Annotated in this window: 35 protein-coding genes and 1 pseudogene; 7 read left to right on the forward strand and 29 right to left on the reverse strand. The window is 57.6% G+C overall.

Annotated elements, in window-relative coordinates; genetic code table 11:
* The first annotated feature begins 36 nt into the window (after positions 1 to 36).
* From BMS17_RS03980 to BMS17_RS04010, 7 genes are all read left to right on the forward strand, one after another.
* Entirely contained in the window at positions 37 to 1275 is a 1239-nt protein-coding gene (locus BMS17_RS03980; RefSeq protein WP_046028202.1) for a thiolase family protein, read from the forward strand.
* A gap of 57 nt (positions 1276 to 1332) precedes the next feature.
* The gene (locus tag BMS17_RS03985; RefSeq protein ID WP_077430462.1) at positions 1333 to 2127 is read left to right on the forward strand and encodes an SDR family oxidoreductase; all 795 of its coding nucleotides are present in this window, start codon (positions 1333 to 1335) and stop codon (positions 2125 to 2127) included.
* A 64-nt stretch (positions 2128 to 2191) separates the two neighbouring features.
* Positions 2192 to 2569, forward strand: coding sequence for a hypothetical protein (locus tag BMS17_RS03990; protein WP_046028203.1), 378 nt, complete (start codon positions 2192 to 2194; stop codon positions 2567 to 2569).
* A gap of 475 nt (positions 2570 to 3044) precedes the next feature.
* The gene (locus BMS17_RS03995; protein WP_139348063.1) at positions 3045 to 3422 is read left to right on the forward strand and encodes a hypothetical protein; all 378 of its coding nucleotides are present in this window, start codon (positions 3045 to 3047) and stop codon (positions 3420 to 3422) included.
* 439 nt (positions 3423 to 3861) lie between these two features.
* Entirely contained in the window at positions 3862 to 4071 is a 210-nt protein-coding gene (locus BMS17_RS04000) for a hypothetical protein (protein WP_077430464.1), read from the forward strand.
* A 190-nt stretch (positions 4072 to 4261) separates the two neighbouring features.
* Complete coding sequence (locus BMS17_RS04005) at positions 4262 to 5068, forward strand: hypothetical protein (protein ID WP_077430465.1); 807 nt, start codon at positions 4262 to 4264, stop codon at positions 5066 to 5068.
* Between the two features lie 261 nt (positions 5069 to 5329).
* Complete coding sequence (locus BMS17_RS04010) at positions 5330 to 5674, forward strand: hypothetical protein (RefSeq protein ID WP_175648948.1); 345 nt, start codon at positions 5330 to 5332, stop codon at positions 5672 to 5674.
* On the opposite strand, the pseudogene BMS17_RS30580 reads toward BMS17_RS04010, so the two are convergent.
* From BMS17_RS30580 to BMS17_RS04140, 29 genes and pseudogenes are all read right to left on the reverse strand, one after another.
* A pseudogene (locus tag BMS17_RS30580) lies at positions 5643 to 5860 on the reverse strand (lysis protein); the annotation flags it as partial. The gene BMS17_RS04010 and the pseudogene BMS17_RS30580 sit on opposite strands and share 32 nt — an antisense overlap.
* Positions 5861 to 5874: 14 nt before the next feature.
* Positions 5875 to 6222: a hypothetical protein gene (locus BMS17_RS04020; protein WP_139348064.1), complete on the reverse strand. Its 348-nt coding sequence runs from the start codon at positions 6220 to 6222 to the stop codon at positions 5875 to 5877.
* 95 nt (positions 6223 to 6317) lie between these two features.
* The gene (locus BMS17_RS04025; protein ID WP_077430467.1) at positions 6318 to 6830 is read right to left on the reverse strand and encodes a DUF2514 family protein; all 513 of its coding nucleotides are present in this window, start codon (positions 6828 to 6830) and stop codon (positions 6318 to 6320) included.
* Entirely contained in the window at positions 6827 to 7378 is a 552-nt protein-coding gene (locus tag BMS17_RS04030) for a glycoside hydrolase family 19 protein (protein ID WP_077430468.1), read from the reverse strand. The genes BMS17_RS04025 and BMS17_RS04030 overlap by 4 nt, the downstream gene beginning before the upstream one ends.
* Positions 7379 to 7478: 100 nt before the next feature.
* Positions 7479 to 7640 (reverse strand): hypothetical protein, encoded by a 162-nt coding sequence (locus BMS17_RS30305; protein ID WP_175648949.1) that lies wholly within the window; start codon positions 7638 to 7640, stop codon positions 7479 to 7481.
* A complete protein-coding gene (locus tag BMS17_RS04035; RefSeq protein WP_077430469.1) occupies positions 7637 to 8518 on the reverse strand; it encodes a hypothetical protein in 882 nt (293 codons plus the stop codon). Before BMS17_RS04035 ends, BMS17_RS30305 begins: the two co-directional genes overlap by 4 nt.
* A 161-nt stretch (positions 8519 to 8679) precedes the next feature.
* Entirely contained in the window at positions 8680 to 10797 is a 2118-nt protein-coding gene (locus BMS17_RS04040) for a hypothetical protein (RefSeq protein WP_077430470.1), read from the reverse strand.
* On the reverse strand, positions 10787 to 12046 hold the full coding sequence (locus tag BMS17_RS04045; RefSeq protein WP_077430471.1) for a hypothetical protein: 1260 nt from the start codon (positions 12044 to 12046) through the stop codon (positions 10787 to 10789). Before BMS17_RS04045 ends, BMS17_RS04040 begins: the two co-directional genes overlap by 11 nt.
* Position 12047: 1 nt before the next feature.
* Positions 12048 to 12764 (reverse strand): hypothetical protein, encoded by a 717-nt coding sequence (locus BMS17_RS30310; protein WP_077430472.1) that lies wholly within the window; start codon positions 12762 to 12764, stop codon positions 12048 to 12050.
* A complete protein-coding gene (locus tag BMS17_RS04055; RefSeq protein WP_077430473.1) occupies positions 12761 to 13732 on the reverse strand; it encodes a hypothetical protein in 972 nt (323 codons plus the stop codon). Before BMS17_RS04055 ends, BMS17_RS30310 begins: the two co-directional genes overlap by 4 nt.
* Entirely contained in the window at positions 13729 to 14139 is a 411-nt protein-coding gene (locus BMS17_RS04060) for a hypothetical protein (RefSeq protein WP_046026495.1), read from the reverse strand. Before BMS17_RS04060 ends, BMS17_RS04055 begins: the two co-directional genes overlap by 4 nt.
* Positions 14139 to 14432, reverse strand: a complete 294-nt coding sequence (locus BMS17_RS04065; RefSeq protein ID WP_046026496.1) for a hypothetical protein — start codon at positions 14430 to 14432, stop codon at positions 14139 to 14141. The genes BMS17_RS04060 and BMS17_RS04065 overlap by 1 nt, the downstream gene beginning before the upstream one ends.
* Before the next feature lies 1 nt (position 14433).
* The gene (locus BMS17_RS04070; protein WP_046026497.1) at positions 14434 to 15879 is read right to left on the reverse strand and encodes a hypothetical protein; all 1446 of its coding nucleotides are present in this window, start codon (positions 15877 to 15879) and stop codon (positions 14434 to 14436) included.
* Positions 15876 to 16481: a hypothetical protein gene (locus BMS17_RS04075; RefSeq protein WP_046026498.1), complete on the reverse strand. Its 606-nt coding sequence runs from the start codon at positions 16479 to 16481 to the stop codon at positions 15876 to 15878. Before BMS17_RS04075 ends, BMS17_RS04070 begins: the two co-directional genes overlap by 4 nt.
* A complete protein-coding gene (locus BMS17_RS04080) occupies positions 16478 to 16765 on the reverse strand; it encodes a hypothetical protein (RefSeq protein WP_046026499.1) in 288 nt (95 codons plus the stop codon). The genes BMS17_RS04075 and BMS17_RS04080 overlap by 4 nt, the downstream gene beginning before the upstream one ends.
* Complete coding sequence (locus tag BMS17_RS04085) at positions 16765 to 17097, reverse strand: hypothetical protein (protein WP_046026500.1); 333 nt, start codon at positions 17095 to 17097, stop codon at positions 16765 to 16767. The genes BMS17_RS04080 and BMS17_RS04085 overlap by 1 nt, the downstream gene beginning before the upstream one ends.
* A 41-nt stretch (positions 17098 to 17138) precedes the next feature.
* On the reverse strand, positions 17139 to 17561 hold the full coding sequence (locus BMS17_RS04090) for a hypothetical protein (RefSeq protein WP_046026501.1): 423 nt from the start codon (positions 17559 to 17561) through the stop codon (positions 17139 to 17141).
* Between the two features lie 59 nt (positions 17562 to 17620).
* Complete coding sequence (locus BMS17_RS04095) at positions 17621 to 18544, reverse strand: DUF5309 domain-containing protein (RefSeq protein WP_046026502.1); 924 nt, start codon at positions 18542 to 18544, stop codon at positions 17621 to 17623.
* A 15-nt stretch (positions 18545 to 18559) separates the two neighbouring features.
* A complete protein-coding gene (locus BMS17_RS04100) occupies positions 18560 to 19552 on the reverse strand; it encodes a hypothetical protein (RefSeq protein WP_256577134.1) in 993 nt (330 codons plus the stop codon).
* Positions 19549 to 19863 (reverse strand): hypothetical protein, encoded by a 315-nt coding sequence (locus BMS17_RS29610; protein WP_139348065.1) that lies wholly within the window; start codon positions 19861 to 19863, stop codon positions 19549 to 19551. Before BMS17_RS29610 ends, BMS17_RS04100 begins: the two co-directional genes overlap by 4 nt.
* A gap of 59 nt (positions 19864 to 19922) precedes the next feature.
* Entirely contained in the window at positions 19923 to 20213 is a 291-nt protein-coding gene (locus BMS17_RS04105) for a hypothetical protein (RefSeq protein WP_077430474.1), read from the reverse strand.
* Positions 20200 to 22473: a hypothetical protein gene (locus BMS17_RS04110; protein WP_077430475.1), complete on the reverse strand. Its 2274-nt coding sequence runs from the start codon at positions 22471 to 22473 to the stop codon at positions 20200 to 20202. The genes BMS17_RS04105 and BMS17_RS04110 overlap by 14 nt, the downstream gene beginning before the upstream one ends.
* Before the next feature lie 9 nt (positions 22474 to 22482).
* The gene (locus BMS17_RS04115; protein ID WP_077430476.1) at positions 22483 to 23742 is read right to left on the reverse strand and encodes a PBSX family phage terminase large subunit; all 1260 of its coding nucleotides are present in this window, start codon (positions 23740 to 23742) and stop codon (positions 22483 to 22485) included.
* Complete coding sequence (locus BMS17_RS04120) at positions 23732 to 24256, reverse strand: hypothetical protein (RefSeq protein WP_077430477.1); 525 nt, start codon at positions 24254 to 24256, stop codon at positions 23732 to 23734. Before BMS17_RS04120 ends, BMS17_RS04115 begins: the two co-directional genes overlap by 11 nt.
* Before the next feature lie 15 nt (positions 24257 to 24271).
* Complete coding sequence (locus BMS17_RS30315) at positions 24272 to 24430, reverse strand: hypothetical protein (protein WP_175648950.1); 159 nt, start codon at positions 24428 to 24430, stop codon at positions 24272 to 24274.
* A 56-nt stretch (positions 24431 to 24486) separates the two neighbouring features.
* Positions 24487 to 24693, reverse strand: a complete 207-nt coding sequence (locus tag BMS17_RS04125) for a hypothetical protein (RefSeq protein ID WP_077430478.1) — start codon at positions 24691 to 24693, stop codon at positions 24487 to 24489.
* Positions 24690 to 24962, reverse strand: a complete 273-nt coding sequence (locus tag BMS17_RS04130; protein ID WP_077430479.1) for a hypothetical protein — start codon at positions 24960 to 24962, stop codon at positions 24690 to 24692. The genes BMS17_RS04125 and BMS17_RS04130 overlap by 4 nt, the downstream gene beginning before the upstream one ends.
* Before the next feature lies 1 nt (position 24963).
* Positions 24964 to 25278: a peptidase M48, Ste24p gene (locus BMS17_RS04135; RefSeq protein WP_077430480.1), complete on the reverse strand. Its 315-nt coding sequence runs from the start codon at positions 25276 to 25278 to the stop codon at positions 24964 to 24966.
* A gap of 119 nt (positions 25279 to 25397) precedes the next feature.
* Positions 25398 to 25670: a hypothetical protein gene (locus tag BMS17_RS04140; RefSeq protein ID WP_077430481.1), complete on the reverse strand. Its 273-nt coding sequence runs from the start codon at positions 25668 to 25670 to the stop codon at positions 25398 to 25400.
* Positions 25671 to 25699 lie beyond the last annotated feature (29 nt).

The following is a 25699-nucleotide window of genomic DNA, read 5'->3' on the forward strand; positions in this document are numbered from 1 at the left end:
ACTGGACACCGACCAACTGAACATAAGGAATTTTCAATGAGCAATATCTATATCGCCGGCATCGCCATGACCGTCTTCGGTCGCCACAACGAACGCAGCCTCGACGACTTGGCACGCGAGGCTTTCCAGGGCGCTTTGAAGGACGCCCACTGTAGCGCCGCCGATCTCGATATCGCATTTTATGCCGGCATGACCAATGGCCCGTTGCAAGGCCAGCTCTCGATCCCCGGTCAGGTCGTGTTCAGCAAGATCGGTATTCAAGGCATTCCTATCTATAACGTCGAGAATGCCTGCGCTTCGGGTAGCTCAGCCTTCAATCTGGCCGTGCAAAGTCTCAAGGCCGGTACGGCCAGTATCGCGCTGGCGTTGGGTGCGGAAAAGATGAACATCCCGGATAAACTCAAGGCCCTCTCGCTGTTCGAGGCTGGTTGGGACGTATCTTGCGCCGAAGAGAATTATCAGACGCTGGTGAAAATGGGCGAAGGCGTGGTGCCGCCCGCCGGGTCGGAATCGGACAAGCCTTACAGTAAGTTCATGGCCATCTATGCCGCATTGTGCCGCCACCATATGAAAACCTACGGCACCACGCAGCGGCAGATCGCAGCGGTGTCGGCAAAAAACCACACTCACTCGGTCCATAACCCCTACTCGCAATTTCGCAAAGCCTTCGGTATCGACGAAATCCTTGCCGCCCCTCCGATCACCTACCCGCTCACCCTGCCAATGTGCGCGCCGCTGTCGGACGGTGCAGCAGCCGCCATCCTGTGCACCGAGGAAGGACTCACACGCATCGGTGCCGACAGGAGCCGCTGCATCAAGGTAGCGGCCAGTGTCATCCGTAGCTTCAGCCATCGCCGGCTCGATCAGCCGGAACTGAACGTCGGTCACCTGGCCGCTAACCTGGCCTATGACCTGGCGGGCCTGGGGCCGCAAGACATGCATGTCGCCGAAGTCCATGACGCCTCGGCGATGGGTGAAATCATTCAGGTCGAAAACCTGGGCCTGGTCCCGTTCGGTCAGGGCGGTCCTGCGGCTGAACGTGGCGAATTCACCCTGGGCGGACGCATCCCGGTCAATACCTCAGGCGGCCTGGAATCGAAAGGTCATCCGCTCGGTGCTACCGGGATTGGCCAGCTCTACGAACTGGTGACGCAACTGCGCGGGGAGGCTGGCGCACGCCAGGTACATGGCGCACGCCATGCAATCCAGGAGAACGGCGGCGGCTTGCAGGGTATTGAGGAGGCAGCAGTCGCGATCCACATTCTCAGCAGATAGTACTTGTCAGAAAAATTTGTAGTGGCGAAACCAATCAAAACAAGAAGGATAAAAAACATGTTCCAAAACAAAGTAGTCGTCATCACCGGTGCAGGATCCGGCATTGGTCGGGAGTTGGCTATCCAACTAGTGGAAGCTGGCGCACATGTCGCCCTGTCGGACATCAACCAGGTGGGTCTCGACAAAACCATGAAGCTATTGCCTGACGCCAGCAAAGCGAAAGGTTACATCCTGGACGTATCGTCCTGGGATGCCTTCCAGGCTCATGCCGACGAGGTGAAACGAGATTTTGGCACGGCGCACTTCGTCATCAATAACGCAGGTGCCGCAGTCATCGGGACAGTTGCCAACACCTCCATCGATGAGTACGAGTGGCAACTCGGTATCAACATGTGGGGCGTGCTGTACGGTACCAAAGCGTTCCTGCCGATGATGCAGGCCCAGCGAGAAGGCTGCATCGTCAACATTTCCAGCGTATTTGGCCTGGTGGGTTTCCCGATGCAAAGCGCTTACAACATGTCGAAGTTCGCCGTACGTGGTCTGACCGAAGCATTATGGTCTGAACTCGATGGTAGCGGTGTACGCGCTGTGTGTGTGCACCCCGGAGGAATTCGAACCAATATTGAAAAGGCCGGACGACGTTGTAAAGCCGCCGGTAAAACAGAAGAAAGGTTCACCGCTCTGGCAGAAAAAATGCTACTGACGCCAGCGGCAGATTGTGCCGGCGACATCATCAAGGGGCTCCGCAACGGAACCAAACGCATTATCACAGGGAACAAGTCGAGCACCTTGTTCTGGATAAGCAGGCTATTTCCGAATAGTTATCCGGCATTACTCAAGTTGCTTGGCTGAGACCCAAAAATTACAAGATGTCTCTGTGTGATGCGAGGCATCACCTCCTCTCAGGAACAATCCCATGACCGACAGTTATACCCGCAAGCTTTTTATTTCTGCCGCTTGTTTCAACGTACTCGCGGGTCTTCCATTACTCGTAGCTCTGCGACCCGTAGCTGCACTGTTGGGGCTGCAAATTACCCCTACCTCAACCCTCTTCATTCAACTCACCACGTGCCTGGTTATCATATTCGGTTGGGCCTATTGGATGATCGCTCGCGATCCGCTGCAGTATCGTCCCTATATCCTGCTCGGGATAATCCTGAAAGTACTGTTTGTTGTGGTGGTTTATGGTCACTGGCTGGCGGGCAGCATCCCTTGGCCATTGCCAGTAGCGGCATCGGGTGACATCGTCTATGCACTACTGTTCTGGCGTTATTTCCAGCGTGCTGAGCGTTGAACTGCGTAGTGAAAAGAACACACCGATAAGCAAGTGACCGAAAAGCAGCTTCCTTTTGTGGAGGTAGCTGCGAGACTTGCCCCGTGATCCACATCGACGCCATCTGGCGGTCACCGTGCCGATGGATATGCGATCCGGAACCGAGAAAGCTTTCGCCCATCTCTTCCGAAAGAGGTGAGGATTCCACCGAGAGCCAGTCGGTCTGTAGGGGTAAAAACGCCTAAAAATAAAAAGGGGTCGCGAGATAAAATCTCGCAACCCCTTGAATTATATGGTCGGGACGGAGTGATTCGAACACTCGACCCCTAGCACCCCATGCTGGGGGCTGTTGCGACCCAAGCTATTGTTTTTAAAGGATAACAACTCTTTCTGAGCAAGGCAAAACATCCGATTTTTTGTGCTTATGCAAACGGTAAACCGCGGCTTCCAGCGGTGGTTTTGCGCGCAAATCTTGTGTATCGCGTGGAAATTTCTTTTGGCTGGTTTAACCATCTTCATATTGTTCAAGACAAGCTATTGTCAAATAGAGGCGATATTCACAAACCATGTCTTTGCGAGGTCGTTTATGACGCAGGCTCCAGAAATAGCCGCCGCGAAAATCACAGCATTCCAGGCGATCCTGGTTGCTGTAATTACTGCGGTGGGGCTCGTGGCGGCAGGGTATGTTGGTCGCTCAACAGTAGAACCACAACGCTGGCTCACTATTGAAGGCGTCGAATCAAACGAATTTCAGGTTGGACGTATTGTCGTTGAGGTCAACGGACACCACTTCTCCTATCCCTCGACCGCTGTATGGGCAGAATTTGGGGTTGGCATGTCGCGGGAACGCTTTTCTTTGCCACGATCAAGCTAAGGCTATCGCATCTCATTTCGAGCATTCCTTTCTAAGCCTGGCGCCTTTCCAACCATTCCTGCGGAATCGCAGGTAGTAGAAACCATCGTAAATTTCCCAACAAACGGACTCGCATATAGCCTCTACCCGTCAGAAGGCAGCTACAAATCGGCAAATCCGGTAGCAAGGCTTCTTTATCGTGTCGAGTGATAAAACTGTTCTAAAGGCGAAACCATAAGGAACCACCATGTCAAGGTGACCCCGAAACCAACGCAAGCATATGATCTATAAAGAAAAATTGGCGTTTTACAGCAGGTACAAAACCGCGACATCCCCCTATAAGAATCAATAACTTAGCGTTGTATATTCCTACAGTAGTTCCCCCCTCTTGGCGTCCTGCCAAAGTTCTCCCCCCACTCATTTCCACTGCTACGCTGTCCCCTTCCACGGAGGATTCGCGATGCCAAACTCAGATCTACTCCCTTCCCTGCTCTTCAAAATCAACGAAAACCAACTCGCCCTTGAGGCAGCCATCTTGGAGCTGACGCTTTGGGTAGAGCAGCGCGGTGCGACCGAGGTCGGTGGTAATGTGCGCGGCGCCTTGGAAACGATCGACAAGAACGAAGAGTTCATCAAAATGACTCTCGCGGTACTGATGACGCCGGAGTGATTTCTCATGGGCAGTAATCGGCCAAAAGCGGACTTTCAACGAGCACGTCCGCTAGAGTCTGCGACTTCTGCTCCCTAGATAAAGAGGTAATGCTCAGTGTTTATTGCCATCCTTCGATGGACAACTGAACCCGTCTACAATTTCAGAACATGTAGGTCTCACGTGAGCAATTTCCGCTAGGAGTAAAAATATGGAGACGCCCCCCGGCTCTGAAACTGAACGCCTAAAACTACGCATCGAAGTCCTGGAGTTAGAACTTCGCAAGCAATCCGCCACTCCACCTTTAGACTCTTGGTGGGCCAAGTGGATCAATTTTTTAATATTACCCGCTGCGATTTTGGGCATAGTTCTGCAGTTGACCCAAGCAAGTGGGGACATTAAGACTCAAACAAAAACAGATGCAGAGACTATCAAAACAAAGGCGGAAACGACCAAGTCTCTCCTAGAGACGGAAAAGTTACAGATAGAGCTCGCTGAACTGAGACAAAAGGGAACCGCGGTACCGCGCGAGGAATTCGAAAAGCTTGTGCCACGCCTTGAGGCTTCTGTAGGACAGCTTCGGACATTTCAATCTCAGGTTCAGGCGATCGCATTTATTCAAACACTAGGAAAATTCATAATTCTGTGGATTTTGTTTCATGCTATAGGGTTGATTTTTGACATTTTCAATCAATTTTGGGGCCCCATGGTGGTTGGCTCCTACATGTTTGCGATACGTGATCGCGACAATTTAACCGCTCGCCAAAGACAATATCAAAAGATTGTGCGAAAAGCCGGCCAATGGTTGGTAATGGCTCTAAATGCAATTCCCGAGGTATTACGTTGGTCGCTGCAATTATCGATTTTTGTAGCTCTAATGATTCCACTCTTCAACGAGGTAATTCGCGGTTTTGGGTCGTCACTCACATTTGACACCGTTATTGTCCAAGCTCAGGATTTAGGAATTGGGCAAGCGCTGGCCGAACTGAAGGCTATTCTGTTCGCAGGTGCTAAATGAGGCATATCTCATTCTAGAGCTGATCACTCGCGGCGCTACTTTGGTGCAAATGTATCATTCGATCCGAAGTGCCTAGAACACACTGACTGCCGCATCCAGTATCAATTGCCTGCGGTCGTGACAGGCTGCTTTGGGTTGAAAATGGACACTCCATTTCGGTGTTCCACCGACCTCAAATCTCACATGCCTGCGATTCGTCGCTTCATCCTCGCCCGAGTCTTGCGCATCGATTACTGTATATCCAAACAGTACAGATAAGGCATGACCGTGGAACCCCTCGAAATCGAAGACACCAGCGACTGGCTTGGCTGCCCGACTGAACTTGAGACCTGCCGTTCCTTCCTGCGCCTAACCGAGAACGAGGTGCAGGAACTGACCATGCAATTGCGTAAAGCCCGCGAAGACATCTTCGGCCTGGTGCAGATGCATGCCGACGTGTCCCAGGATCGGGATCAGCTACGAGCTGAGTTGAACCGCCTTAAAGGAGAGCATTCTGAACTATCCAGTAAGGCTTACAGCCTCCAGCTGATAGCCGACCAGCGAGATCACCTGTTTAGAGAAAACCAGAAGTTGCTCATGGAAAAGCGGGAGCGGAAATCTCTCTGACGTATGCCTGGCAAGCCTTCAGCGCAATCAGTCCCTGATCGCCGGCGTCGGTGATGGCGACAATTCGTTGAGCATGCGCAGGGTCGAGTCGGACGCGCGCTCCTCCATGAACCATACCGCGGGCTGCGGTACTGGCAGGCCTTCACAGCCACTGGCTGGATCCGTTAGGTTGAACGGGACTGACAACCATCCAAACAGTATCAAGTCTTGGGCACACATGAAAATTGAATGTACCAATAATGTGACTGCGTCCAGAAACTGCCGGTACCCGAGTTTATGATTGCCCCGCCCTCTGTGTTCGATCCTTCAGCATCAATTCGGTATTGACCACCACAGGCATCATGCATCTGTTTGTAAGCGTCCTCGCGGCGCTGTTTGCGAACAACAGTCGCGCCATCGTTCAGATACTTCACAATCCCAGATCTGGAGCTCTCGTTCACAGGCGCGTAGGCGGAGCCAGAGTTTGGAGAGGAAACCATTTCAGCGGACATGCAGCCAGACAAAATTGCAATGCTGATGACGACAAACAATGATTTTTCGAACTTCATGTACTGGACCTCTCCCACCTGAAAACTAATAAGCCCCGATATCCCCTTTGTGCTACGGACATGGTGCATTGCAACTGTGTCTGCAATGCTAGTTCTCATTTCGTCATTGCTCCATACGCAGATTCGCAGGTCAGTCCCCGGGCTCTGGCTTGGTCAGCAACTTCAGCCAAATCGCCCGCTCGTTGATCAACCCGCTTGAGCACGTCGGCGAGCATAGCGGCGTAACGGGCAGCTGCCTTGCTTGCGGCGGCAGTGCAGGAATTGCCGCTGGCTTCACTGGCTGCGAGTCGAGCGGCAATGGCATCGGCCGCCCCGCGCAGGCCGACAGCAGAAGCGCGAGCAGTGACAGCATCAGCAGTCGCTTGGTCGATGATTCGTTGGCCATCTTGCACCGCCTTGTTGATTGACTGTTGGTAGGCCTGTTCCTTGGTGCGCTCGACTGCCTCGTTGGCAGCACGGGCGTCGGCATCCCGTGTGTCGCGTGCGGCCCATTGGGCTTGCCATGTTGCGTCTGTGACACTCACGCCATGGTGGTATGCACCAAACAGCGCGCCGGCCACCAACGCCAGCGCAGCTATATAGGGAAGGATTCGCAGCCAGATGCTCATGCCAGCACCTTCAGCGCAGTGTTGTAGAAGGCTTGGCGCTCAGCCATGCCGTTGGTGCCGCCGTTGATGCGGCGAGTGATGCTGACGAAGTCGCCGGAGTCGGCCAGCGCATTCAGGTTGCGCGAGTTCCAGAACCACGCCGCCGACTTGCACGCCCACTCGGCCTGCTCCAGCAGTTCAGGCGTACGCAGCAGGCGATCGTCCCCGAACAACGCCTTGCTGCACGCGAGGTAGTTGTCGTGCCCCGTAATTTGAATCAGTCCTCTACCCTTGTACTTCTGCCCGTCGCCGTCAGCCTCAGGTGTATTGCCCAGCCGTTTCGCGAGCGTGCCGGTGTCGTACTTGCTCAGGTACTGGTCACCGCCTAGTTCCTTCACGTACTGGAACTGGCCTGACTCATGACCCACCTGGGCGACGAAGGCCGCCATGCGCAGGCGCGTGTTGATCTGGGAGCGATCCATGGCCAAGTTCAGCGCAGACGCAAAAACTCCGGCCTGCTTGCCAGCCTTCGGGAGGATCTGCAGCAGTTGCTGCTGAGTAATGGACATACTTTTCTCCAAGCAAAAAAATCCCGCTCAATGGCGGGTGGTCAGCAGCGATCGGGGTTGGCGCCGGCGCTTGGGAATTTTGCGGCAATCGCCTTGAGGCTTAGTCTTCAATTAAACCTTTAATCTGCCGCTCTTCAACAAAAGCCACCACCCGCGGATCATCACTTTGAAGTTCTTGAACACCGGGACAGTTTTCCTCTAACTGCGGAGAGGAAAACAAGGTAACGATCTCGCCATCCTTCAATTGCGCATAAATATTCATATGGAGTACCCAGAGAAATACACGGTAAAGGTTGGTGATCCGCCTGTACTTGAGGATGTGGCGACAAACTGTTGCTTTGTAGTAATCATCAGCCCGGAAAAATTTGAAGCGACTGATTGGCCTGTCCCTACCGAAATCGAGAGAATCTGTTGATTGATATTGGCAGTGTCGGAAAACACGGCCAGAGTAAGGGCGGAGGCGCCGGTACTTCCGACTTGTAATTCCCCAAATGCCTCAATAGCATTCGCGGGAATTACAGTTATCGGCGTCACAACCTGGTTCGAAACACTGCCTGTGACGGTATAGGCTTGTGCTAGCTGAATCCCTATTTTTCGACCGCGCACCGAACATATTTTAAATTGCGAACTCGCATTGGTCGGGACCACGGTGAGCAGGGCCGAAGTCGTATACCCGGAGGGCATGTTGGCCCCGCCATAAATCGTCGGCATGAAGGTGTTCGGAGAGGCCACCCCGAGCAATGCCGAAACGCTGGTCGTCGGGTTGTAGATGGCATAAACCGCCACCCAGCCGCTCACCGGCGCCGTGCCGGTATCCATCGCATTGATGCCGGTCGTGGCCAAGTTTATCGTCTTGCTGAAGTTGGCCAGGCGGTAGGTCGTAGCGCCCAAGGTGGTGCCGACTATAATTTCATCTGCCGCCACAGCAGCGGACGCCGAAGCTGCCGACACCGTCATATACAGGTTGGTCACGGTACCGACAACGGGAGAGGATTTGATCAGCGCTCCGTCGCGCAACTGCGCGATGTATGATGCATACGTGCGCAGATAGTCATCGATCAACGAAGGCGATTCGGAGCCTGCGGGGCTGTTGCTGCCCGCAGTGGTCGATAGATCATTGATTGAAGAAGGGATCGGCATGTTTGTTTATCCCAATAAAAAAGCCCGCGGTTGGCGGGCTTTAGTTGAGTGAGGGCGTTACACCCTGGAGGTCATAGTGGAGTTCACTATTACTGACTTCATGATCTGGAAAGGCGTTGCCGTCGTCATAGGGTTTGGAATCTATGGCTTCTGGCTAGGGATCACTGGTCGTTGATCAGATGAGGCGCCAGCAGCGGGAGAACCTTATTCGCTTTCTCGGCGCCCAGCGACAGTAGCCCGCCGCCCTGACTTGGAGCCCGCAACAGCAGGCTGCGCAAGGCATTGCTGTTCAGGGCGGCATTCGCCCCTCTACCCGCCGCCACGGCCCCACCAAACAGCAGTGGCGACACCATCCCCGACCCAGCGCCAGCAGCCCCAAGGCCGCCGAGCATCAGCCGCTGCATAGCGCCGTGCGGGCTTTCGCGAGACTTCAGGAATTGCGCGCTGATATCGGCGATGTCCTGCAGTTCCGGGTTGCCGATGTTCTTCATGTTGGCCAGTCGGGCAATGGAGATATCCCCATCTGCTCCGTTCTGCGCCAACTTCTTCAGGTCGAGCATCGTCCCGTACTGTTGACGCACTTTGGCGAATGCTGCGGCCTCATCAGGCTTGAGTGAGCGATTCAGCGCACCCATCAGTGACTTTTTCAGGTCGCCCGCGTACCAGGCTTCAGGGCTGTTGCGCTGGCCGATCCGGTCCAAGGTTTTCTTGATGTTATAGGCGGCCTGACCGTCGATTTCGCCGTTCTGCGCCTTGCTCATGATCTCTTCGATCTGCTTCTGGATGATGCTCGCCTGACCGCTTTCAAGCTCGCTAGATGCGCGCTGTGCGTGGTCGGCCAGTTCCTGCGTAAAGGTCGGGTCGATCTTCACCTTATTGCTTTGCAGGACAGTGTCGAACTTGCTGCCCAAGTCACCCTGCGCCTTGCGCAAGGCCATGGTCACGTTGTCCGAGTCTTGCCCGAAGGTGCGCGATACGGCGCGGTTCAGCTGGCCTTGCATTTTATCGATGGTCGCAGTGCGGCCACTGAACGGCATGTACTCCAGCGAAGCCGCGAGGGCATTCATGGGCTTGCTATTGACGACGCGGTCGGCAGGGATATCAATGTCAAGATTTTTGGCTTTTTGCACGAGCCCGGCTACTTCCGGGCTGATTTCTCCGCCTCGAATGGCGCGACCGACTGCACGAGTCGTATTACCGACAACAGCCGCGGCGCCAGGCACTGCGCCGCCAATCATCACGCCGGTACTGGCATCCTCCGGATTCACAAGTCCCGCTGATGCGCCGCCAGTGATTCCCCCGCCTACCATACGAGTCGCCAGCGCAGGCAAACCGGTCATGCCGCCAACCTTGAAGCCGCCCGAGCCGATTGATTCGATCAGAGGGCTTATCTTGGCCGCACCAGGCAATGCACGCGCACCGTTCGCGAGAAGACCGCCCATTCCAGCCGTACCGGCGATTTCCGTTCCAAGCTTACCTGCTTGATAGGGCAACGAATTTTGATTTGCCCCAAGGGTTTGCATCATTTCATCTACATCGGCGCGGCGATGACGGTTCCTCTCTAGGGATAGTCCTTTCCCCGCCAGGGCATCATTCACGACGTCATACGGCGCAAGCATAGTGGCACCAATTGATGCTGCTCCCCTGCCTGCGCCAGCCAGCACGTTCCCGGCATCCTGCATCAGCTCTTGGCCGGCATTCGGCGGCAGCATAGGCAAGCTGCCGAAGCGGCCAGCCTGATGCGTACCCGAAGGCGCGGCAGCCTGAACTGGAACATTGGCAGGCATGGCCTGAGCGGTGGCAGGTTCGTCCCATGTCACACCGGCAGGGTCTGGCATGCCCGCTCGCTCATCAAACACAACCCGGCCATCTGGCGTTACCAGTTGGTCTTTTTCATTCCACCGTGGCGCGTCCTTGTTGGCAAACTGCGATTCACTTGAAAACGACTTGTGGTAGGGAGTCTTGTAGTAATCACCGAAATGCATCTTGCCGTCGTTGGCGTTCATGCCTGTGCGGGCATTGGGATCGCCTTTTTGCAGCCCGGAATAGAAGCCGCGCATGTCGTAATCAGCCGTCGGCGACGGATCGAACGGCACGTTGTTTTGCTTTACCCACGACTGAAACTTAGCCTCTTGGTCAGGTGGAAGCTGGGTCAGGTAAGACGATTGCTGCTTGCCAATGAATGGCATGTTCTTTTGCAGAATGGCTGCAGGGCCTGATGCAGCAGCGGCCTGAGCCGGCGCGTCATCCCATTGAATAGAGCTTGGATCAATTGCCATATTCAAGTCTCCCATCAGAATATTGGATTACCTTCCGCCCTGACGCATCCTTGCCAGTACGCACAACACTTGCTGCGCCTGCAGGAGAATTCTGGGCTGGCTTCAGTGGTTGTAATGGATTGCGCGGCGTGGCTTTTTCCGCCCCACGACCAGCAGGCACCTCCATATCTTTTGTCGCTTGAGCGCGGGCGAGGGCTTTTTGCTTGATCACGGCCTCGCTATCGCCAACCACTGGAAAAAAGGTGCGGATGTTGTTATCGACCTCGCCAGGCTGCGCAGCGGCGCCCGTCTTAGCGCGCAAGAAGCCTTCTGCCCACTGTCTTTGCGCCTGCGCTACTTGCTGCGCCGCCGGTCCTGCTAAAGCGTTCGTATACGGGGTATTGGTGAGCGCCACGCGTGCGGGCGAAACCGTGCCACCGATTTTGTCAAAGGTATTTAAGGCATCCCGCATTTGGCTGAGGTATAGGGTGTTTTTGCCTTCAGACTCTGTGAGTTTGGTGGAGGCGCCGTCCTGAAACGGTGTGCCCGCCTCAGTAACAATGGGTGACACTTGGCCAGTCCCCTTGTCGACCCGATAACTGTTGCCGTCGGGGCCGCTAATGATCTGGATACGACCAGCCTCTCGCTGGACGTTATTGGCTTCTTGCATGGTGGCATTCTTCTGGCGTTCATTCGCTACGCCGGCCCAGCCCCGCGCATCAGCCGCTCGCTCGCCCGGCGTCATGCTCACAGCGAAGGTCTGGCCGGCAGTCGGCACTGCGAATTGCTTGGAGCCGCCCATGTCCACCAGTGTCGGCGCGACGTAGGAATTGATGGCCTGACCTACAGGCTGGCCATATTCGTCGTATTGCATGGTCTGTTTGCCGCCGTCGGCGCCGGGCACGTCCATGGTGCGCGCGACCTTGCTTCTCCCTGCATTGGGCAGTTGGGCATATTTGGCGATGTTTTCCGGGTCAACGCCGAGCGCAGCAGCGGACTTCCAGTCGAAAGTAGCGTTCCCGTCGGCGTCCTGACCGTACAAAGTCGGGATCATCTGCGCCTGCTTTTGGAGCATGTCCGCCTTCTGCCGCTTCAGCGCATTGGCGCCGGCAGCCGAATAGCCGGCGATACCGGACAGGCCCGCCGCGCCCAGCGTGTTGATCGGACCTCCACGCCCAGCGGTGGCCAGCCCGCCGAATGCCGCCGACAACAGCCCCATCCCCATCGGGGTTTGAGCAAAATCTAACAGCCCACCAAGACCTTCAGCCATTTCAGACTCTCCCGCGACGCTGCGCAGCGTACTGCTGACGCTGAGCAATCAATGGATTGGGCTGACCTTGGGCGATCTGCGCAAGGGTCTGCGGGCCGTTGTTGGCCTGCTGCATGGCTTGAGCGCCGCCCATGGGTTGTTGCTGCTGGCCCTGAGAGAGCAGGCCGTAGGCTTTCTGCCCGTAGCTTGCCGCGTCCATGTAGGGCTTGGCCGCCGTGTTGAAGTTTGAAAGGCTGCTGCCCATCGAACTGAGCAGGCCTGGGGACGAACTGCCGCCTGCATACGCTGCGTTGCCCATGGTGCCGGACACTGCCGGTTGGCCCAGACCGAAGCCTGCACCGCCCGTAGAGGCTCCCGCAGTGCCTGCTGTCCCGGCACTACCTGCCGCACCACTCGCTGCGCCCGAGCCACCACTCAGCAATCCACCTGCCGCGCCGCCTGCATAGATCGAGGCGATGGTTTTGGCAATGGTGTGCATGGTCTGGCCGGGGCCGGTATTAATCCCCGCCTCCTGAGCCTCGCCATAGCGCTGCGGTGCTGCGCCGCCCCATTGGTCCACCAGAGGCTTGTCGTTGGTACCGAGGACCTTGTTCCACATGCCGGTAGAGAACGGGTCAGCCGAGCCGTAGAGCAGCCGAGCAGGGTTATCCTTGACCTGATTGCCCATCGCGCCCAGGTTGAACAGCTCAAAGCTGCCCACATCGCCGAGAAAGCTCATTTACCACCCCCGCCCGAGGACTTGGTCGTCGCGGTATTGCCCAGACCAGAGCCAAACACGCCCGACATGGCCGCCAGTTTCTTGTACGGGTCGTTCTGTTGGTCGGTCCAGTTCTGATACAGGGCGTCAAGCTGCTGCTGGTAGTTGTCCTGATACATGTTGGCCTGCTGGCCGAAATTGTTGGCCACATTCATGGCCTCGTTCTCGTAACCAGGCGCCAAACCCAGCATCTGGCTGCGCAGTTGGTCGTTGCGGCTCGCGTAGTCCTGACCAAGCCCGGCGTTGAACTGGCTGTTCTGCATGTTGCGATTGATCTGATTCTCGGCCAGACCCTGCTGCGCGGTGTAGTCCTGCATGCGCATGCCCGAGGCGGTGTTGCCGAGGTTCTTGGTCAGGTCGTTGAGTGAGTTCTGGGTTGCGGCCTGATTACCGGTGTTGCCGAACGAGCCGGAGCTGACCATTTGCGTACTGAGGCCGGGCGCGACGGCATCGTTGTAATTGCGGGTGATGTCACCCAGCGCCGCATCGATGTTCTGCTGCAGGTAAGGGTTGGAGCCGGCGTATTGGTTCGTGCCGCCGTTGCTCGCGTACCCGTATGGGTTGTCGGTCGCGGCCTTGCCGGAGTTCAGCGAGTTGGTGACGGTGCTGCGCGCGGCATTCATCGACGGATCGCCGTAGTTGAAGATCTGCCCGAGGCGCGCCGTGGTAGAGTTCTGGAAGTCGTTCATCCCGGCGACTTGCTGGCCGCCATAGCTCTGATACGGCGAGTTGGCCAGGCCCATGGCCTTGTCGCTGTAGGCCGAGGCCAGCGGTTTCAATTCGGTCGGGATGGACTGCGTGGTCGAACTGGTCTGTCCACCACCGCCCTTGTGCGGGCGAATCTTGTCGCCACGGAACGCCGGCAGCGCGCCAATCGCAGGGCCGCCGAACTCAGCGCCGAGCTGTTCGTGCAAGGCATCTATTTTCACAGTTCAACCTCCAAGACTTGGTAGACCGGCGTAAAGCCGCAACGCATCCGGTAAAGACGGGCCTGAGCAGGCGCAGCTGCACATCTCAGGCGCGAGCACCCGAGCGACTTGGCCATGCTTTCCAGTTCGTCAAAGAATTCTTCAAAGTGCCCGTGCGGGGCGTACATCTCGTAGATGTAGAGGACGCGGAAGTTTGGCAACTGCTCGACGCCGACGACGCCCCAGCCTGCGATGGCTTCGTCTCGATCAAGGCGTACTAAGGTCCGTTCACCGCGGCTCAGCATCATCTTCAGCTGGTCACCAGTGATCTCCCCGCCTGAGGTGGCGCAGGCCAATCCTAGGTTCTGCGCGCCCTGCTTCCAGGCCACGTCGATATGTGATGTCGGCACAACGATGAGTGTGTTCATCAGTTACCTGTCAGGTAGCGGTTCTGCACCCAAGTGCCGGGCGTGCCAGAGGCAACACAGGTCCAGCCCTCGATGAAGTACTTGGAGCCGGCCGTGCCGAGTTCAGCCGGCGCGGTGTTCTTCACGGTGTCGCCCTGCAGCCATGTGCCGCTGGATGGAACGGCCGCGAGCGCTGTGTAGAAGCCGGAGATCCGCCCCTCGGAGATCAGGTTGATCTGCGTGGCGTGCTCGCGCAGTTCGCGCTGCAAGAGTGGGTCGTCCGTGCCGACGCGGGGCGTGGTGTTCGCTTTCATGTCAGCGGCCCCCTGCCGGTGCCGAATCGGCATCCATGTGAGTGACGCGCACCGGGCCAGCAAAGGTGAACGTCGCCTTGTGCCAGCGTGCGGACTGGCGCAGGTCAAACTTGCCATCGAGCACGGCGCCGGTAGCCCCAGCGGTAAAGCCGGTGCCGGAGTTCATCTGGATGAAGGTCTGCGCCGATGCCGACGTGGGCGCCAGGGCGTAACGCAGCTTGATCGGCCCGAGGCAGGTCACGGCGTAGTCATCCCCCACTTCCCCAGTCGTCATCGAACTGGCCACCGACGTGCCGGTCATCGACTGCAACTGGTGTGAGGTGTTGAAAATGGACATCGATTTGCCGCCAGCCAGCCAGAACTGCGAGTCGAACGAGTAGGACGACAGGCCGTCAATGGTGGCGGAGATGGCCGACAGCCCATCAATGGTCACGCCGCTCGTGACGTAGTTGAGCGCCGCTTCGATGCTGCGATTGGCCACGCCCCACTTCTTGGCGACGATGTGATAAACCAGTGCCGAATCTGGCGTGGTTGATCCAAGTGACGGGTAGAACACCCAGACCAGATTCTTCTGCCGATCGAACACGCAGACTGTCCGGTAGCGGTACGCCGGGTTCGAGTTGTCGTAGAAGTATTGGCGCACGTACCCGTCAGCCACCGACACAGGCCGGGTGCCGTCGAATACCCACATGTTGTCGTCACCGACGAAGAAGTGAGCGCCGCCAAGGTCGCAGATTGCCTCTTTGCCGACGCAGCCCGCTTCACCGCCGGGAACCTGAATCCAGTTCCACACGGTCGGGGCGCCAACGTACTGGCCGAGGTAGAGCGATTTAGCCTTGTAAGCGATGGCGTACTCACCCAGGCGCATTCCGGCAGTGAGCCGGCCAGCGGTGGCAACCAAGCGCCCTGCCGTGGCCTGGGTCGCGATGCTCGGCGTCCACGACGTATCGTCGAAGGCCGCACTGCACTGCCAGCCATCCGGCTTTTCTGCCCCGTCATTGACGTTCAGCGCCATGACGAACGCGCCGACCGTGAACAGGATTTCAGCCTTGGGCGCGGTGGCTACATCAGCAAACGCTGCCCCAGTGGAGCGCTGGATCACGTCCGCACGGTTCGCGCATAGCGTGGCATCGCCGAACTGGGTGATGGACCAGCGGGTGTCGACGCCGCCCGTGTAGGCTGCCGCTCGACCGATATCAGTCCATGCGCCGGCCAGCAACTCATAGAGCTTGGTGGTGGTGCCGGCGATGATCCGGCGCGTGTCGTCCAGCTTGGACACCACGGCCGCACCGATGCAGGCTGCTGCGAGTACAGGTGTAGAGTCGGGTGTTGCGGGCTCAGGCGCACCCTCCATACCGTTCTTGTACGGGATCAGGTTCGAGCAACTGGTGATGAGCCCTGGCGTGGTCACGTCGGCATCAGGCGCAAAGCCGATCAGCGGAATCATCTGGCGCGCACCTTCATGGTGGAACCGCTGTACCAGTCAGCATCGTTGATGCCATCGACAGCAATCTTGTACAGCGCCTGCCAGACCGTCAGACGGGCGTCATTCATGATGAACGGCGTGGCGGCCAACAAAGCGCCGTACAGGTAGGCATTCGGCCAGCTGGTCAACAGCCAGTTGGTCGGGCTGGAGACGGACAGCGCTGGGATCTTCTGTTGGTAGGTCAGCTCCAGCGAGTACACGGCATCCGGGATCGGCGCCAGTTCCACGTTAGAGCCGACAACAGTGAACACGGCCGGCATGCCTGAGGTGTTGGCTGAGAAATCAGCGCTCAACTCATCCGGGGAGCGGTAGGACAGCGGCTGGTTGTAGCTACCCAGCACCTGGATACGGCGCATCCCGAGCATGTCGGTCGGCAGCGCCACGGTACTGGTGCCAATCACCGTGGGCAGCGTGACCTTGCTATCCATCGCCCGCGCTTTCAGGTCGATGTTGAGCTGACATTCGGCCAAGGTGATGAAGTCCGGCACGCTGGTCGTCAGGTCGCCACGGTTGAGCCAGGATGCAACAGACGCCTGCAATTCGGCGTAGTTGGTGATGCTCATACCTTGCCCTTCCAGATACGAAACACGGACAGGTCAGGGTCATTGAGCATCCGGCGCATGTGCTCTTTGTTGGCCATGCACTCGTGGAAGGTGATTTCGTGCTTGTTGCAGTAGTCCTCGATGATCACGAACGGGATCTTGGCCGCGTGCTTCATTTCCGACCCGCCATGCATCCCGGCGTTGTGCAGGGCCTTGGTGTGCTCAGCGATCGGGGTGCAGTCTTGCGTGCGCTCGACTGTCATATTCCCATCGTGGAAATGAAACTTCGTATCGAGGTCGAGCATTATGCATTCTCCATCGGTGAAACCTGGACGCGGCCGGCGCCGGAGAACACGCCGCTGCCGGCAGCATCAGCCCAGATCGCGGCAATCTTGGTGAGCCCGCCAGTAGCGAGGATGACCGGGTCACCTGGCCCAATTAGCAGGTCGGTGTTGACCGCGACAGGCGTGCCGGTGCCGAGGCGAATACACGCGGCGCCAGTGCACGCGACGCGAATGTACTTGGGCACATTGCCCGCCGAATCGAGCGGCAGCGTGGCGCTGGCCGAGGCAACCGAAGTCGTGAAGGAGATGCCCGTCACCGTCACAGTGATGGGATTTGCGAGGGTATTGCTCATGGGTGAACTCCAAAGAAAAACGCCCCGTGAAGGGCGTTAGATCAGGCCGGGTTCAGAAACACGCTGATCGCGCCGACGGCAGACGTTGCGGTGCCGGTAAGGTCGAAGCAGATGGAGTCACCAGCAGCCAGCAACAGGTCGCTTGCCGTGGTAGAGAGCGTCAACGCTTGCTGGGCGTTGGCAGTACCGACCAGGTTGAAGCTGGCCGAATGCAGCGCAGTACCGGCTGTGATGGCGGTAGCGCTGGGCACCTTGCGAATGACGGCAGTGCAGGCACCACCAGTCCCCGCCACATCGACACGACCACGGATGGCCTTGACGGTGTACGGACGGTCGGCAGTGAACAGCGTGCAGTCAACGATTGAAGCGGTGTAGTTCAGCGTCAGCGGGATAAACCCACCGTCACCGCCAGCCGCGCCCTCGATGCCGAGCGAACTGTCGGCATTCTGTTTGATCATGGGCATGTCAAATTCTCCTCAAAGAAAAGGGGAGCCGAAGCTCCCCTTGGGTCATGACCTCAGGATCACAACACGTCGTAGATAGCTCCAGAGCTCTTCGGAGCGCGGGCCTCTACAGTCCACTCAACCACCAGTTCGCGCTGCTCAGCGTCACCGGTCTTCGCGAGCTCGATGGTGCTGAATGGGCGCAGGTAGTTGATCGACCACTTGTCTGCCTGCAACACGAACACGTCGTTCGCATCCTGGAAGCGCGAAGGGATCGCCTTCAGCTCACCGAAGTCCGACACGTATACGTCGACCGAGGCGAACAGCTTGGCGTCTTCGCTCTTGTCGAAACGGGTAGCGTTACCGGTGAAGGTGGAGAAGGTCTGCTTGGCGCCCGGTGGCAGCAGGATCGAATCCGGATCACCGCCAGCCGTGAAGCACTTCTGCAGCACGTCCTTCAGGCGCGCCTCGGTGAAGGCAATCGCAGTGCCCTTGGTACGGCCGGTGTTGCCGGTGTACGAAGCCAGGGTGCCGCCGTTGCGGTTCACGTTGTCCACAACCCAGCCAACCAGACCGCGAGATTGGCGCGGCGCGGTAGCGGTGACGTCCAGCTGGGTAGCCGAGCTTTCCATGTCGCGGCGCAGCTCCAGCGCGGCCAGGCTGAGCTGGTAGGCCAACTCATTCTTGCGGCCGGCTGGGTTCATCGCCTGCTGGGTGCCAGACACAACCACAGTCTTGGTAGAGATCTGGGTGCGGTTGTTCAAGCGCACGCTTGGAGTCACTACCTTGGCGGAGGCGTTGTCGCCTTCTGCCTGGGCGTTGTTGCTCACCGCGGCAGCCAGGTCCTGGGTCTGCCATTCGTGCAGGGTGTTGGACGCGGTGCCCTTGGACGCCAGCGAGATGAACGGCGTGGCAGTCGGGGAGATGCGGTAGATGGTATCGGTCAAGTCCTCACGGTTACCGATTGCGGCAGTCGTGAGGAAGGTATTGGTAGGTGCGGCCATGATGGTGCTCCGGGATTAATCAAGGAATTGGAGAAAGACCTCGGCGCCAGATTCAACAGTCCCTGACTTCGCGTGCCGCTTTGCAGCGGTAGTGCGACCGTCAGCGTTACCGTTTACTGTCACGCCTGGCTTGACCACCCGCTGCGGAGCTTCTTGGACCTTCTTGGCTTGCACGTTGGCTTTGGCCATCAGTTGGTCGTAGAGCATCGCTTTGCGGGCCACGATGACGTGGCGGTGGTCGGCAATGGACGAAATGTCCTCAGCCTCGAACCCCTGCTCTTGCAGGAACTTCGAGATAGCGGTTTTTTCGGCTGCAGCCTTGGCATCGTCTTTCCAGTCCGGGAGCTTGGCGAGGAGGTTGTCCTGCTGCTCGGCCAGGTAACTTTGGTGGGCTTGTGCCTGTTCGTGCTGGAATTGCTGGGCGAGTTGTTGCTGTTCCGACATGTTTTTCTGATACAGCGCCTGTCTCTGTTGAAAGAGATGCTGCTGTTTCAGAAACTCCATCGGATCGGTCTCGCGGAGCTCGTTCCAGTCGATTTGACTTTGTTGCTCTAACACGCCTTCGAGCTGAACGGCCATTCGCTGGAGTTCGCCGGCGTATTGCTGGCGCTCTTGCTGGGCCTGCTGGACGACGGCATCTGCGGTCTTGCGTTGCTCGGCGGCCTCCATCGTCTTCTTGGTGTAGTCAGACTGACGCTGGTAGCCATTCAACAGCTCGCTCAGGGGAACCTGAACCTCCTTGCCATCAATCTTGACGGTGAAGGTTTGCGGTTCTTCCTCGGACTCGCCGGGTTTTGCTTCTTCCTCCAGCTCAGCCTCGACTTTAGGCTCAACCGGTTGTTCTGGGTGTTCTTCGGTGCCTTCTGGCTGCTCGGCAGCAATAGGCGGGTCAAGCAATGCAGCAAACGCCATCGCGCCGCCATTGACGTCAAGCGCGCCGCCGCCACTGTCGCCGCCGGCTTCGTTCATGAGGAAATGGCCGAGTGCGCGGTGAATGAAGAGGCTCATGCTTCACCTCCTGCATACTTGCAAGGGGTCCACCCCTTTCGGATGCCTGGAGGAGTGCCGCAGTTCTTGCAGATTTGGCCGCCAAACTTGGAGTCATCGACCATTTGATGGCTTTCATGGGCAATGAGCGGCCCACCGGTGCGGCTCACTTTGACGATGTATTCAACACCATCAACCACGACTGGGAATGTCCCGGCGTTTGCGCCAAGGCGGAGCACATCGCGGACTAGCGCCTCGGCAGAGCTACCAACTTTTTCGTCGGCAGCATTAAGCGCCGCGCAAATTGCACGTTCAACGGATTCCAAAGACATGGATTGTCCCTCGGGGATTTACTTACGAATGATTACGGATTGGCCAGTCATGTAGGCCTTCAGAACCGCAAGATCTCTTTGGCGCGGTCCGCGAGTGTTTTCCTGTGCTGCAACTCCAGATCCGCCAACTTGCCCGTCTCCAGGCTGTGCGTGATCGTGGCCTTCAACTTGGCCAGCAACAGGAGCGTCAGGTAGATCTTTTCTCGCCCCTCCTCGTCCCTTACCGGTGAGGTTCGCCATGCGTTGGTGTACTCCTGCTCGATGCTTTCAAATGCCCAGATGAACGCCTCGTTTTCGAGGCACTCCTTGGCCCGGTTGCCCTCGTAGATCCGCTCTTCAAGCGTTGCCATTCGGCGCCCCTTTGGTGTCCGCACTGGTCTGCGCGTTGCTCATGCTGGTGTGGGCCTGGATCTGCGCCACCAGCACCTTGGTTTCGTTGTCAGCCACAGTCTTCCACTGGTCGAACTCAAGCTGCATGCGCAGTTGCTCGGTCTTCTGCTGCTCTCTGAGCGCATCAAGCTGAGCCTGCTGCTGGCTTTCCAGCGTCTTCTGATCGGCTTCAACCTGCTGACGGTTGGCGTCGACTTGGGCCTGCATGTTCATCTTGGCCGTCTCAAGCTGAAGCTCATGCTCGCGATTGGCCTGATCCAGCTTGGCGTTGTTCTCCAGCTCCATCTGTTTAAGCTGAGTGCTCGCCTGGAGCTTCATCTGCTCAACCTGCATCTGCGCCTGAGCCTTGGCCTGTTCAGGGTCTGGCTTCTGCTGAGGAGGCGTCTTCGATGGATCGGTAAAGAACTTGTCGGCATTCTTGAACCCGAGCTGCTTGGAGAGCTCGGTAGCCGCGTGATAGATGTTGTCCGGGGTCGCAATGCCAATCTCCAGGCCTTGCGCCTGTACTTGCCCCAACATGGTCAGGTGCTGAATCTTCTGGTCCTTGTTGCCCATGCCAATGCCGACGTTGATGGTCACGTCGAACTGGTTGCTCCATTCGCGCGGGTCGATTGGCACCCAGCCACCGGTGAGCTTGACGATCTGTTCTTTCTGCTGGTACTGGCAGACAAGCTTCAGGATCAGCTTGAACAGGTCGACGTAGCCCTCGGAGAAGTTGCGGGCGATCAGGTCGAGGCGCATGTCGGCGCGGTTGGTGATGACGTTCACGCCGGTAGCGGTATCGTTCAGTGAGCCGCTGTCATTGCCTTGGCTGTAACGCGTCCAGCCGGTCTTGTTCTCCAAGTCCTGCTGCATGTACTCCATCATCTGCATGGAGTTGCCAATGTCTGGTGCGCCCTGATCGAGACGGCCAACAGCGCCGGCTGTCTTGACCCTCACGACTCCACCCGGGCGCGAGGTCAACAGGTCATCGAGATTGACCTGATTTTCCACGGCGAAGTAGCGGCCATTCACGGCCAGATACATGTTGTCGAGCTGGGAGCGCAGGATGCTGGTCTTGGTCTTCTGGCTCTCCATCGCCAGATCAGCCACCGACAGCCCGAAGAACTGGTGAGGCAGTGGCACAGGGGTGATCGACACAAACGGAATGGCGTCGATTGCCTCATTGTCCAACAGCGTATTGCCCGCCATCGTGACCTTGCGCAGCTCGGCAATGCCGTCACCGTCGAAGTCGCAGCGGATGTAGCTCTCAAGCACCCAAATCAGGTCTTGGCTCTTGTCGCCATCACCGTTGTCGTCGGCGTAGGCGTTCTCGTCGTTGTAGCTCAGGCGCTGGACGCGCTCGGAGTTGACCGCCTGATCGCCGTCCTGCGAGGTCAGATCATCCACGTTCTTGTAGCCCATGGATTTCAGCTCGGACCGCGAGCGCTGTACCCTGTGAGCTACAAAAGAGGCGGTCTCGATGTCCTTGGCATTACGCGCAATCATGAACTCTTCGGGCGGCACGTTCTCGATGCACACCTTGCCATCGGTCTTGGTGCGCTTGCAGACGACGTCGTAGACCAGCTTTGGCGGCATCGACTCAATCTGTTGTATCTGCTGCATGACCTGAGGCGCGGACTGCGGTTGAGCCTGAGCCTGCTGTGTCAGTTGGGCTATCGCCTGCTGACGCTGTTCTTGATCATCCTCGTCTACAGACGTGGAGTGTTCGGTGATCTTGACCTCGTCGTCTTCCATCAGCTGAGTCAGCTCGACTTCAGACAGGCCGCGATACTCCTCGCGAGTCTCCTCGTTGCGAGTGTCCCACCAGACCTTGACGATGCCGTTCTTCTGAAGCAACGCATCCTTCATCCACGTGTAAGCGATGCGATGACCGTTGTTCTTCTTGTAGAAGAGGTAGTTGACGTATTCAGTCGCCTGCTCAGCCTTCTGCTCGTCGCCGGGCTTGGTCGCCTCGAACTCGGCCACAGTGTCAGAGCCCACGAACGTGACCATCAGCTGAGGCAGCATCGACTCAATGGTGTCGCGCACGTCGGTAGAGACCACAGACGAGCGCCCATCGACCTCAGGCGGCGCCAAGTCACCCACCGCCATGCCGAGGTAGTAGTACATCGACTTCTGGCGCTGCTGGCTCAGCTTGGACGATGAATACCCAAGCGACTGGCGCATCTCGGCCCCGACCAGGGCTTTGAGTTCGTCCTCGGTCAGACCCTTAGTCATTTCGTGCCCTTATGCGTTGTTGAGCTTGCGATAGTTGAGCTGGCCGCCCCACTCATCGTTGCTGAGTTGGTCGGTCACAATGGCGAGGTAGCGCATGACGTCAGCACCGTGGCTGAACTCGTCGTGACGCGGATCACCTGGCTCGTTGGTCTGCTGATTGATCTGCCGGCGGTAGCGCTTGAGGCACTCCACCAGTCTTGCCGTGCGGTCACGGTTGAAATAGGTGCGAGGGAACACTTCGCGAACACGGTTGATACCCTGCTCGACGTGCATGTTCGGCACTGGCAGCACGGACCAGCCCAGCTGACCCATCACCTCGGCGTCTGACTTGCCGCTTTGGTGGCGCTTGGCGTAGCCGTCATGAGGCAGATAGACATGACCCCAGTTGATCGGCTGGCCATCCAGCTGCAAGCCCTTGAGCTCGGCGCTGTACTCGGCCAGCGTGCGCTGATGCCCTTCGATGTAGTGGATGATGCGGATCTCGCCGGCCACCTTCTGCGCCAGGATGATCGTCATTGCGTCATTCCAGCCAAGGTCGAAGATGACGTGTGTCTTCAGCAGCCCGTCGTGCGGAACGTTGCCAATGCGCGACTCGGCCTGACTCATCTGCTCGAAGTAGATGGCGCCTTCAACTGCCGGCATGCACTTACCTTCCCAGATGTGAGCATATTGCTCGGGCTTCATGGTCGCTTTGGCGTGCAACCGCTCCTGCTCCAAGACTTCAGGGAACCAAGGGTTGTCGCTGTAGTTCATCAGCACTGACACGCAGTCAGGCGGCGGCGTAATGACGAAGCGCTGGTGCGTCTCGTCAGACTCAAGCTGTGGGTTGTAGCCAGCCCAAATCTCAGACCCAGGCTTACGAATGGTTGGCAGTAGAACGTCCCAACTCTTCTTGACCACCGCGTGGGCTTCTTCAACCCAGACGATGTCGACGCCTTCATACGACTTGATCGAGTCGATGGTGTGCTGTTGCAGGCCGGCAAAGCTGAACTCTGTGCCGTTCCTGCCCTTGATATAGGCCTGCTGGACGTCGTAGAACGATCCCAGCCCTAAGCCAGCGATCTGGTCAGCAAGCAGCTTGTGGACCGAATCAGCGATGCTCTTCTGGATCTCACGAGTACAGAGAATGCGCAGCGGCTTCTGAGCGCCATGCAGCAACAAGGCCCGGGCAAAGCTCCACGACTTGCCACTCCCCCGTCCGCCGTACGCCACCTTGTACCGGTGCGGCTCGAACAGGAAAGCGAGCTTGTAGGGGAACTCAATTGCCATTGGGCTTGACGAAGCTGATGGTCAGGCTCTGATCAGCTGAGTTGCCGCCTTCGCCATTGTCGTCGGCAAGGTTGAAGGCTTGGCGCTGGCCCTTGATGACCTTGAGCTGGGCGTCAACACCGGCGTTCAGAGACCTGGCGAAGTCGCCGTGGTTCTTATCTGTCACGTCAGCCTCAATGAGGAACGTGCTCAGCTTGTCAGCAATGCCATGCCAAACCGCCAAACTGGCGCGATGTGACAACACAAGCGCAAGTGCTTGGTCCGAAGCTTCAGCGACAATCTCAGCCTCGGTAACCAATGGGTCCTTATTGGCGCCACTGGTTACCGAAGTGGTTACCTTGCGTTGAGTCGCAGCTCTGACTTGCTCAGTCAGGTCTCGCTCCCAGCCGTTCTTCTTGGCCCGCTTCAGGATCGTTGCGTGGTTTGCACCATGCAGCTCACCAATGGCGCGGATCGAAAGAGAACCAGCCCGGTAGGCACGTTCAATGGCCTCCCAATCGGGCTTGGCTGTCATGTTGGAGTCCTTCAGTTATTCGATCTCTCGATAACGCGTAAGCTGCTTGACCTGAGCGCGAATGACCTCTTCGTCAACCTCAAGCCCTGCCATGTAGGCGAATGCGTAGACGGCCCGGACGTAGGCTCTGAACCACCAGGGCAGATAGGCGCGAACCTTGATGGTCTTGACCATGGGTCACCTGCAATGAAGTGCTGATATTCCGTGTGTTCTGGGGTGATTCGCGCAATCTATTGCGGTGCTGGCTCTTGCTTGATGATGCGACCGAGGATCACGGCAGCACCAAGGAATGCGTTAACAGTGGCGAACACACCCGGGGACACGACACCTTGCAGCGCTGGCCAGTAGGTAGCTGCAGCGTTCAACGCGACCAGGATCGCGGCAATCTGCACGCTGTACATCTTCCAGAGCTGCTGCCATTGGGGAATGAGGTTCATGTGCGCTCCGAGCTACTGGATTGGCAGATATGCCCGCGCCGGGAAATGGCGTAGAGCACGATTGCTCCATGCAGGGCCATGGTGAACGGGCTGGCCGTGTGACCCTTGATGTTGAAGATGAAGCTGCCGAACGCTGCAATGGCGACCACGTACAGGACTATCGCAAGGACTGGATCGTCCATCGGCCTGATGCGGCGCAGGTACTCAGCCGCAGCAATCACCACCAGCACACAGAGGAACGCGTCGAGCACCTGCAGGATCGTTTGCATTTCATGCACCTCCTGTGGCGCCGAACTTCCCAGCCAGGGTTTTTAGACCCGGGATGATGTTCATGGCCAGCAGGCCGATCAGGAAGGCAACGCCGTATTGCGTTTCACCGCCTGGCTCAAGATGGAAGAACCCAACTGCCAGAGGTGTGCAGAAAATAGCTGCGGCTAAGCCAGTAAAGACGGCCATGAGAGCCTGTTTGCGGGTCAGGCCTTGCAGGAACATCAGCGAGGCCAATGCTCCAGCAAACCCGCCGATGACTACGCCGTACTTGGCAAGCAGAACTCCAACAGCAGTGGTGCTTGCGGGTTCGGCCATGGTGTGACTCCAAGGAGTAAAAAGGGCCGTGGTGAGCGGCCAAGCGCTGGAGGGGCAGCGATGAATTCTGGGCATAAAAAAACCCAGCGCGATGGCTGGGCTCGAAATACTTGTTCTGCCTAGATCTTGAATAATTCTTTCTGGAGCTGTTCGAGCAAATTGTGCCCGGTCCACGTCATTCTAAAAGTCGATACGCCAGTCAGCTCTTGCTCCTCTCGAGCGAGAAACCCACCGCTGACAAGTAACTGCAGGTGGTAAATGTCGGAATCTTCAAAGTTAAGGTTCTCCCCGTAAAGGGCCCCCTCAAGATTCCGCTCATCAACACCGTGAAGCCTTTCCAAGTCCTGGATGCTGGTCAGCAACCCAAGGGCAACGTGTTTATCTCGTTCCATTTTTCAGTCTCGGCATAGAGCAAGGACCT

Origin of the sequence: Pseudomonas sp. C9 (genome assembly GCF_002000165.1) — a bacterium.
Lineage (GTDB): Bacteria > Pseudomonadota > Gammaproteobacteria > Pseudomonadales > Pseudomonadaceae > Aquipseudomonas.

Excerpts from the sequence above, each read along its gene's own strand:
- BMS17_RS03980 (WP_046028202.1), top strand. The coding sequence starts at position 37 with ATGAGCAATATCTATATCGCCGGCATCGCCATGACCGTCTTCGGTCGC.
- BMS17_RS04100 (WP_256577134.1), bottom strand. The coding sequence starts at position 19,552 with ATGAGCCTCTTCATTCACCGCGCACTCGGCCATTTCCTCATGAACGAA.
- BMS17_RS04005 (WP_077430465.1), top strand. The coding sequence starts at position 4,262 with ATGGAGACGCCCCCCGGCTCTGAAACTGAACGCCTAAAACTACGCATC.
- BMS17_RS04140 (WP_077430481.1), bottom strand. The coding sequence starts at position 25,670 with ATGGAACGAGATAAACACGTTGCCCTTGGGTTGCTGACCAGCATCCAG.
- BMS17_RS04035 (WP_077430469.1), bottom strand. The coding sequence starts at position 8,518 with ATGCCGATCCCTTCTTCAATCAATGATCTATCGACCACTGCGGGCAGC.
- BMS17_RS03985 (WP_077430462.1), top strand. The coding sequence starts at position 1,333 with ATGTTCCAAAACAAAGTAGTCGTCATCACCGGTGCAGGATCCGGCATT.
- BMS17_RS03990 (WP_046028203.1), top strand. The coding sequence starts at position 2,192 with ATGACCGACAGTTATACCCGCAAGCTTTTTATTTCTGCCGCTTGTTTC.
- BMS17_RS04010 (WP_175648948.1), top strand. The coding sequence starts at position 5,330 with ATGACCGTGGAACCCCTCGAAATCGAAGACACCAGCGACTGGCTTGGC.
- BMS17_RS30310 (WP_077430472.1), bottom strand. The coding sequence starts at position 12,764 with ATGAGCTTTCTCGGCGATGTGGGCAGCTTTGAGCTGTTCAACCTGGGC.
- BMS17_RS04080 (WP_046026499.1), bottom strand. The coding sequence starts at position 16,765 with ATGCTCGACCTCGATACGAAGTTTCATTTCCACGATGGGAATATGACA.
- BMS17_RS04000 (WP_077430464.1), top strand. The coding sequence starts at position 3,862 with ATGCCAAACTCAGATCTACTCCCTTCCCTGCTCTTCAAAATCAACGAA.
- BMS17_RS04020 (WP_139348064.1), bottom strand. The coding sequence starts at position 6,222 with ATGAAGTTCGAAAAATCATTGTTTGTCGTCATCAGCATTGCAATTTTG.
- BMS17_RS04060 (WP_046026495.1), bottom strand. The coding sequence starts at position 14,139 with ATGAACACACTCATCGTTGTGCCGACATCACATATCGACGTGGCCTGG.
- BMS17_RS04030 (WP_077430468.1), bottom strand. The coding sequence starts at position 7,378 with ATGTCCATTACTCAGCAGCAACTGCTGCAGATCCTCCCGAAGGCTGGC.
- BMS17_RS04045 (WP_077430471.1), bottom strand. The coding sequence starts at position 12,046 with ATGGCTGAAGGTCTTGGTGGGCTGTTAGATTTTGCTCAAACCCCGATG.
- BMS17_RS04095 (WP_046026502.1), bottom strand. The coding sequence starts at position 18,544 with ATGGCCGCACCTACCAATACCTTCCTCACGACTGCCGCAATCGGTAAC.
- BMS17_RS30315 (WP_175648950.1), bottom strand. The coding sequence starts at position 24,430 with ATGGTCAAGACCATCAAGGTTCGCGCCTATCTGCCCTGGTGGTTCAGA.
- BMS17_RS04120 (WP_077430477.1), bottom strand. The coding sequence starts at position 24,256 with ATGACAGCCAAGCCCGATTGGGAGGCCATTGAACGTGCCTACCGGGCT.
- BMS17_RS04085 (WP_046026500.1), bottom strand. The coding sequence starts at position 17,097 with ATGAGCAATACCCTCGCAAATCCCATCACTGTGACGGTGACGGGCATC.
- BMS17_RS04090 (WP_046026501.1), bottom strand. The coding sequence starts at position 17,561 with ATGCCCATGATCAAACAGAATGCCGACAGTTCGCTCGGCATCGAGGGC.
- BMS17_RS04130 (WP_077430479.1), bottom strand. The coding sequence starts at position 24,962 with ATGCAAACGATCCTGCAGGTGCTCGACGCGTTCCTCTGTGTGCTGGTG.
- BMS17_RS29610 (WP_139348065.1), bottom strand. The coding sequence starts at position 19,863 with ATGTCTTTGGAATCCGTTGAACGTGCAATTTGCGCGGCGCTTAATGCT.
- BMS17_RS04105 (WP_077430474.1), bottom strand. The coding sequence starts at position 20,213 with ATGGCAACGCTTGAAGAGCGGATCTACGAGGGCAACCGGGCCAAGGAG.
- BMS17_RS04065 (WP_046026496.1), bottom strand. The coding sequence starts at position 14,432 with ATGAAAGCGAACACCACGCCCCGCGTCGGCACGGACGACCCACTCTTG.
- BMS17_RS04110 (WP_077430475.1), bottom strand. The coding sequence starts at position 22,473 with ATGACTAAGGGTCTGACCGAGGACGAACTCAAAGCCCTGGTCGGGGCC.
- BMS17_RS04135 (WP_077430480.1), bottom strand. The coding sequence starts at position 25,278 with ATGGCCGAACCCGCAAGCACCACTGCTGTTGGAGTTCTGCTTGCCAAG.
- BMS17_RS04040 (WP_077430470.1), bottom strand. The coding sequence starts at position 10,797 with ATGGCAATTGATCCAAGCTCTATTCAATGGGATGACGCGCCGGCTCAG.
- BMS17_RS30305 (WP_175648949.1), bottom strand. The coding sequence starts at position 7,640 with ATGAATATTTATGCGCAATTGAAGGATGGCGAGATCGTTACCTTGTTT.
- BMS17_RS04075 (WP_046026498.1), bottom strand. The coding sequence starts at position 16,481 with ATGAGCATCACCAACTACGCCGAATTGCAGGCGTCTGTTGCATCCTGG.
- BMS17_RS04115 (WP_077430476.1), bottom strand. The coding sequence starts at position 23,742 with ATGGCAATTGAGTTCCCCTACAAGCTCGCTTTCCTGTTCGAGCCGCAC.
- BMS17_RS04125 (WP_077430478.1), bottom strand. The coding sequence starts at position 24,693 with ATGAACCTCATTCCCCAATGGCAGCAGCTCTGGAAGATGTACAGCGTG.
- BMS17_RS04025 (WP_077430467.1), bottom strand. The coding sequence starts at position 6,830 with ATGAGCATCTGGCTGCGAATCCTTCCCTATATAGCTGCGCTGGCGTTG.
- BMS17_RS04070 (WP_046026497.1), bottom strand. The coding sequence starts at position 15,879 with ATGATTCCGCTGATCGGCTTTGCGCCTGATGCCGACGTGACCACGCCA.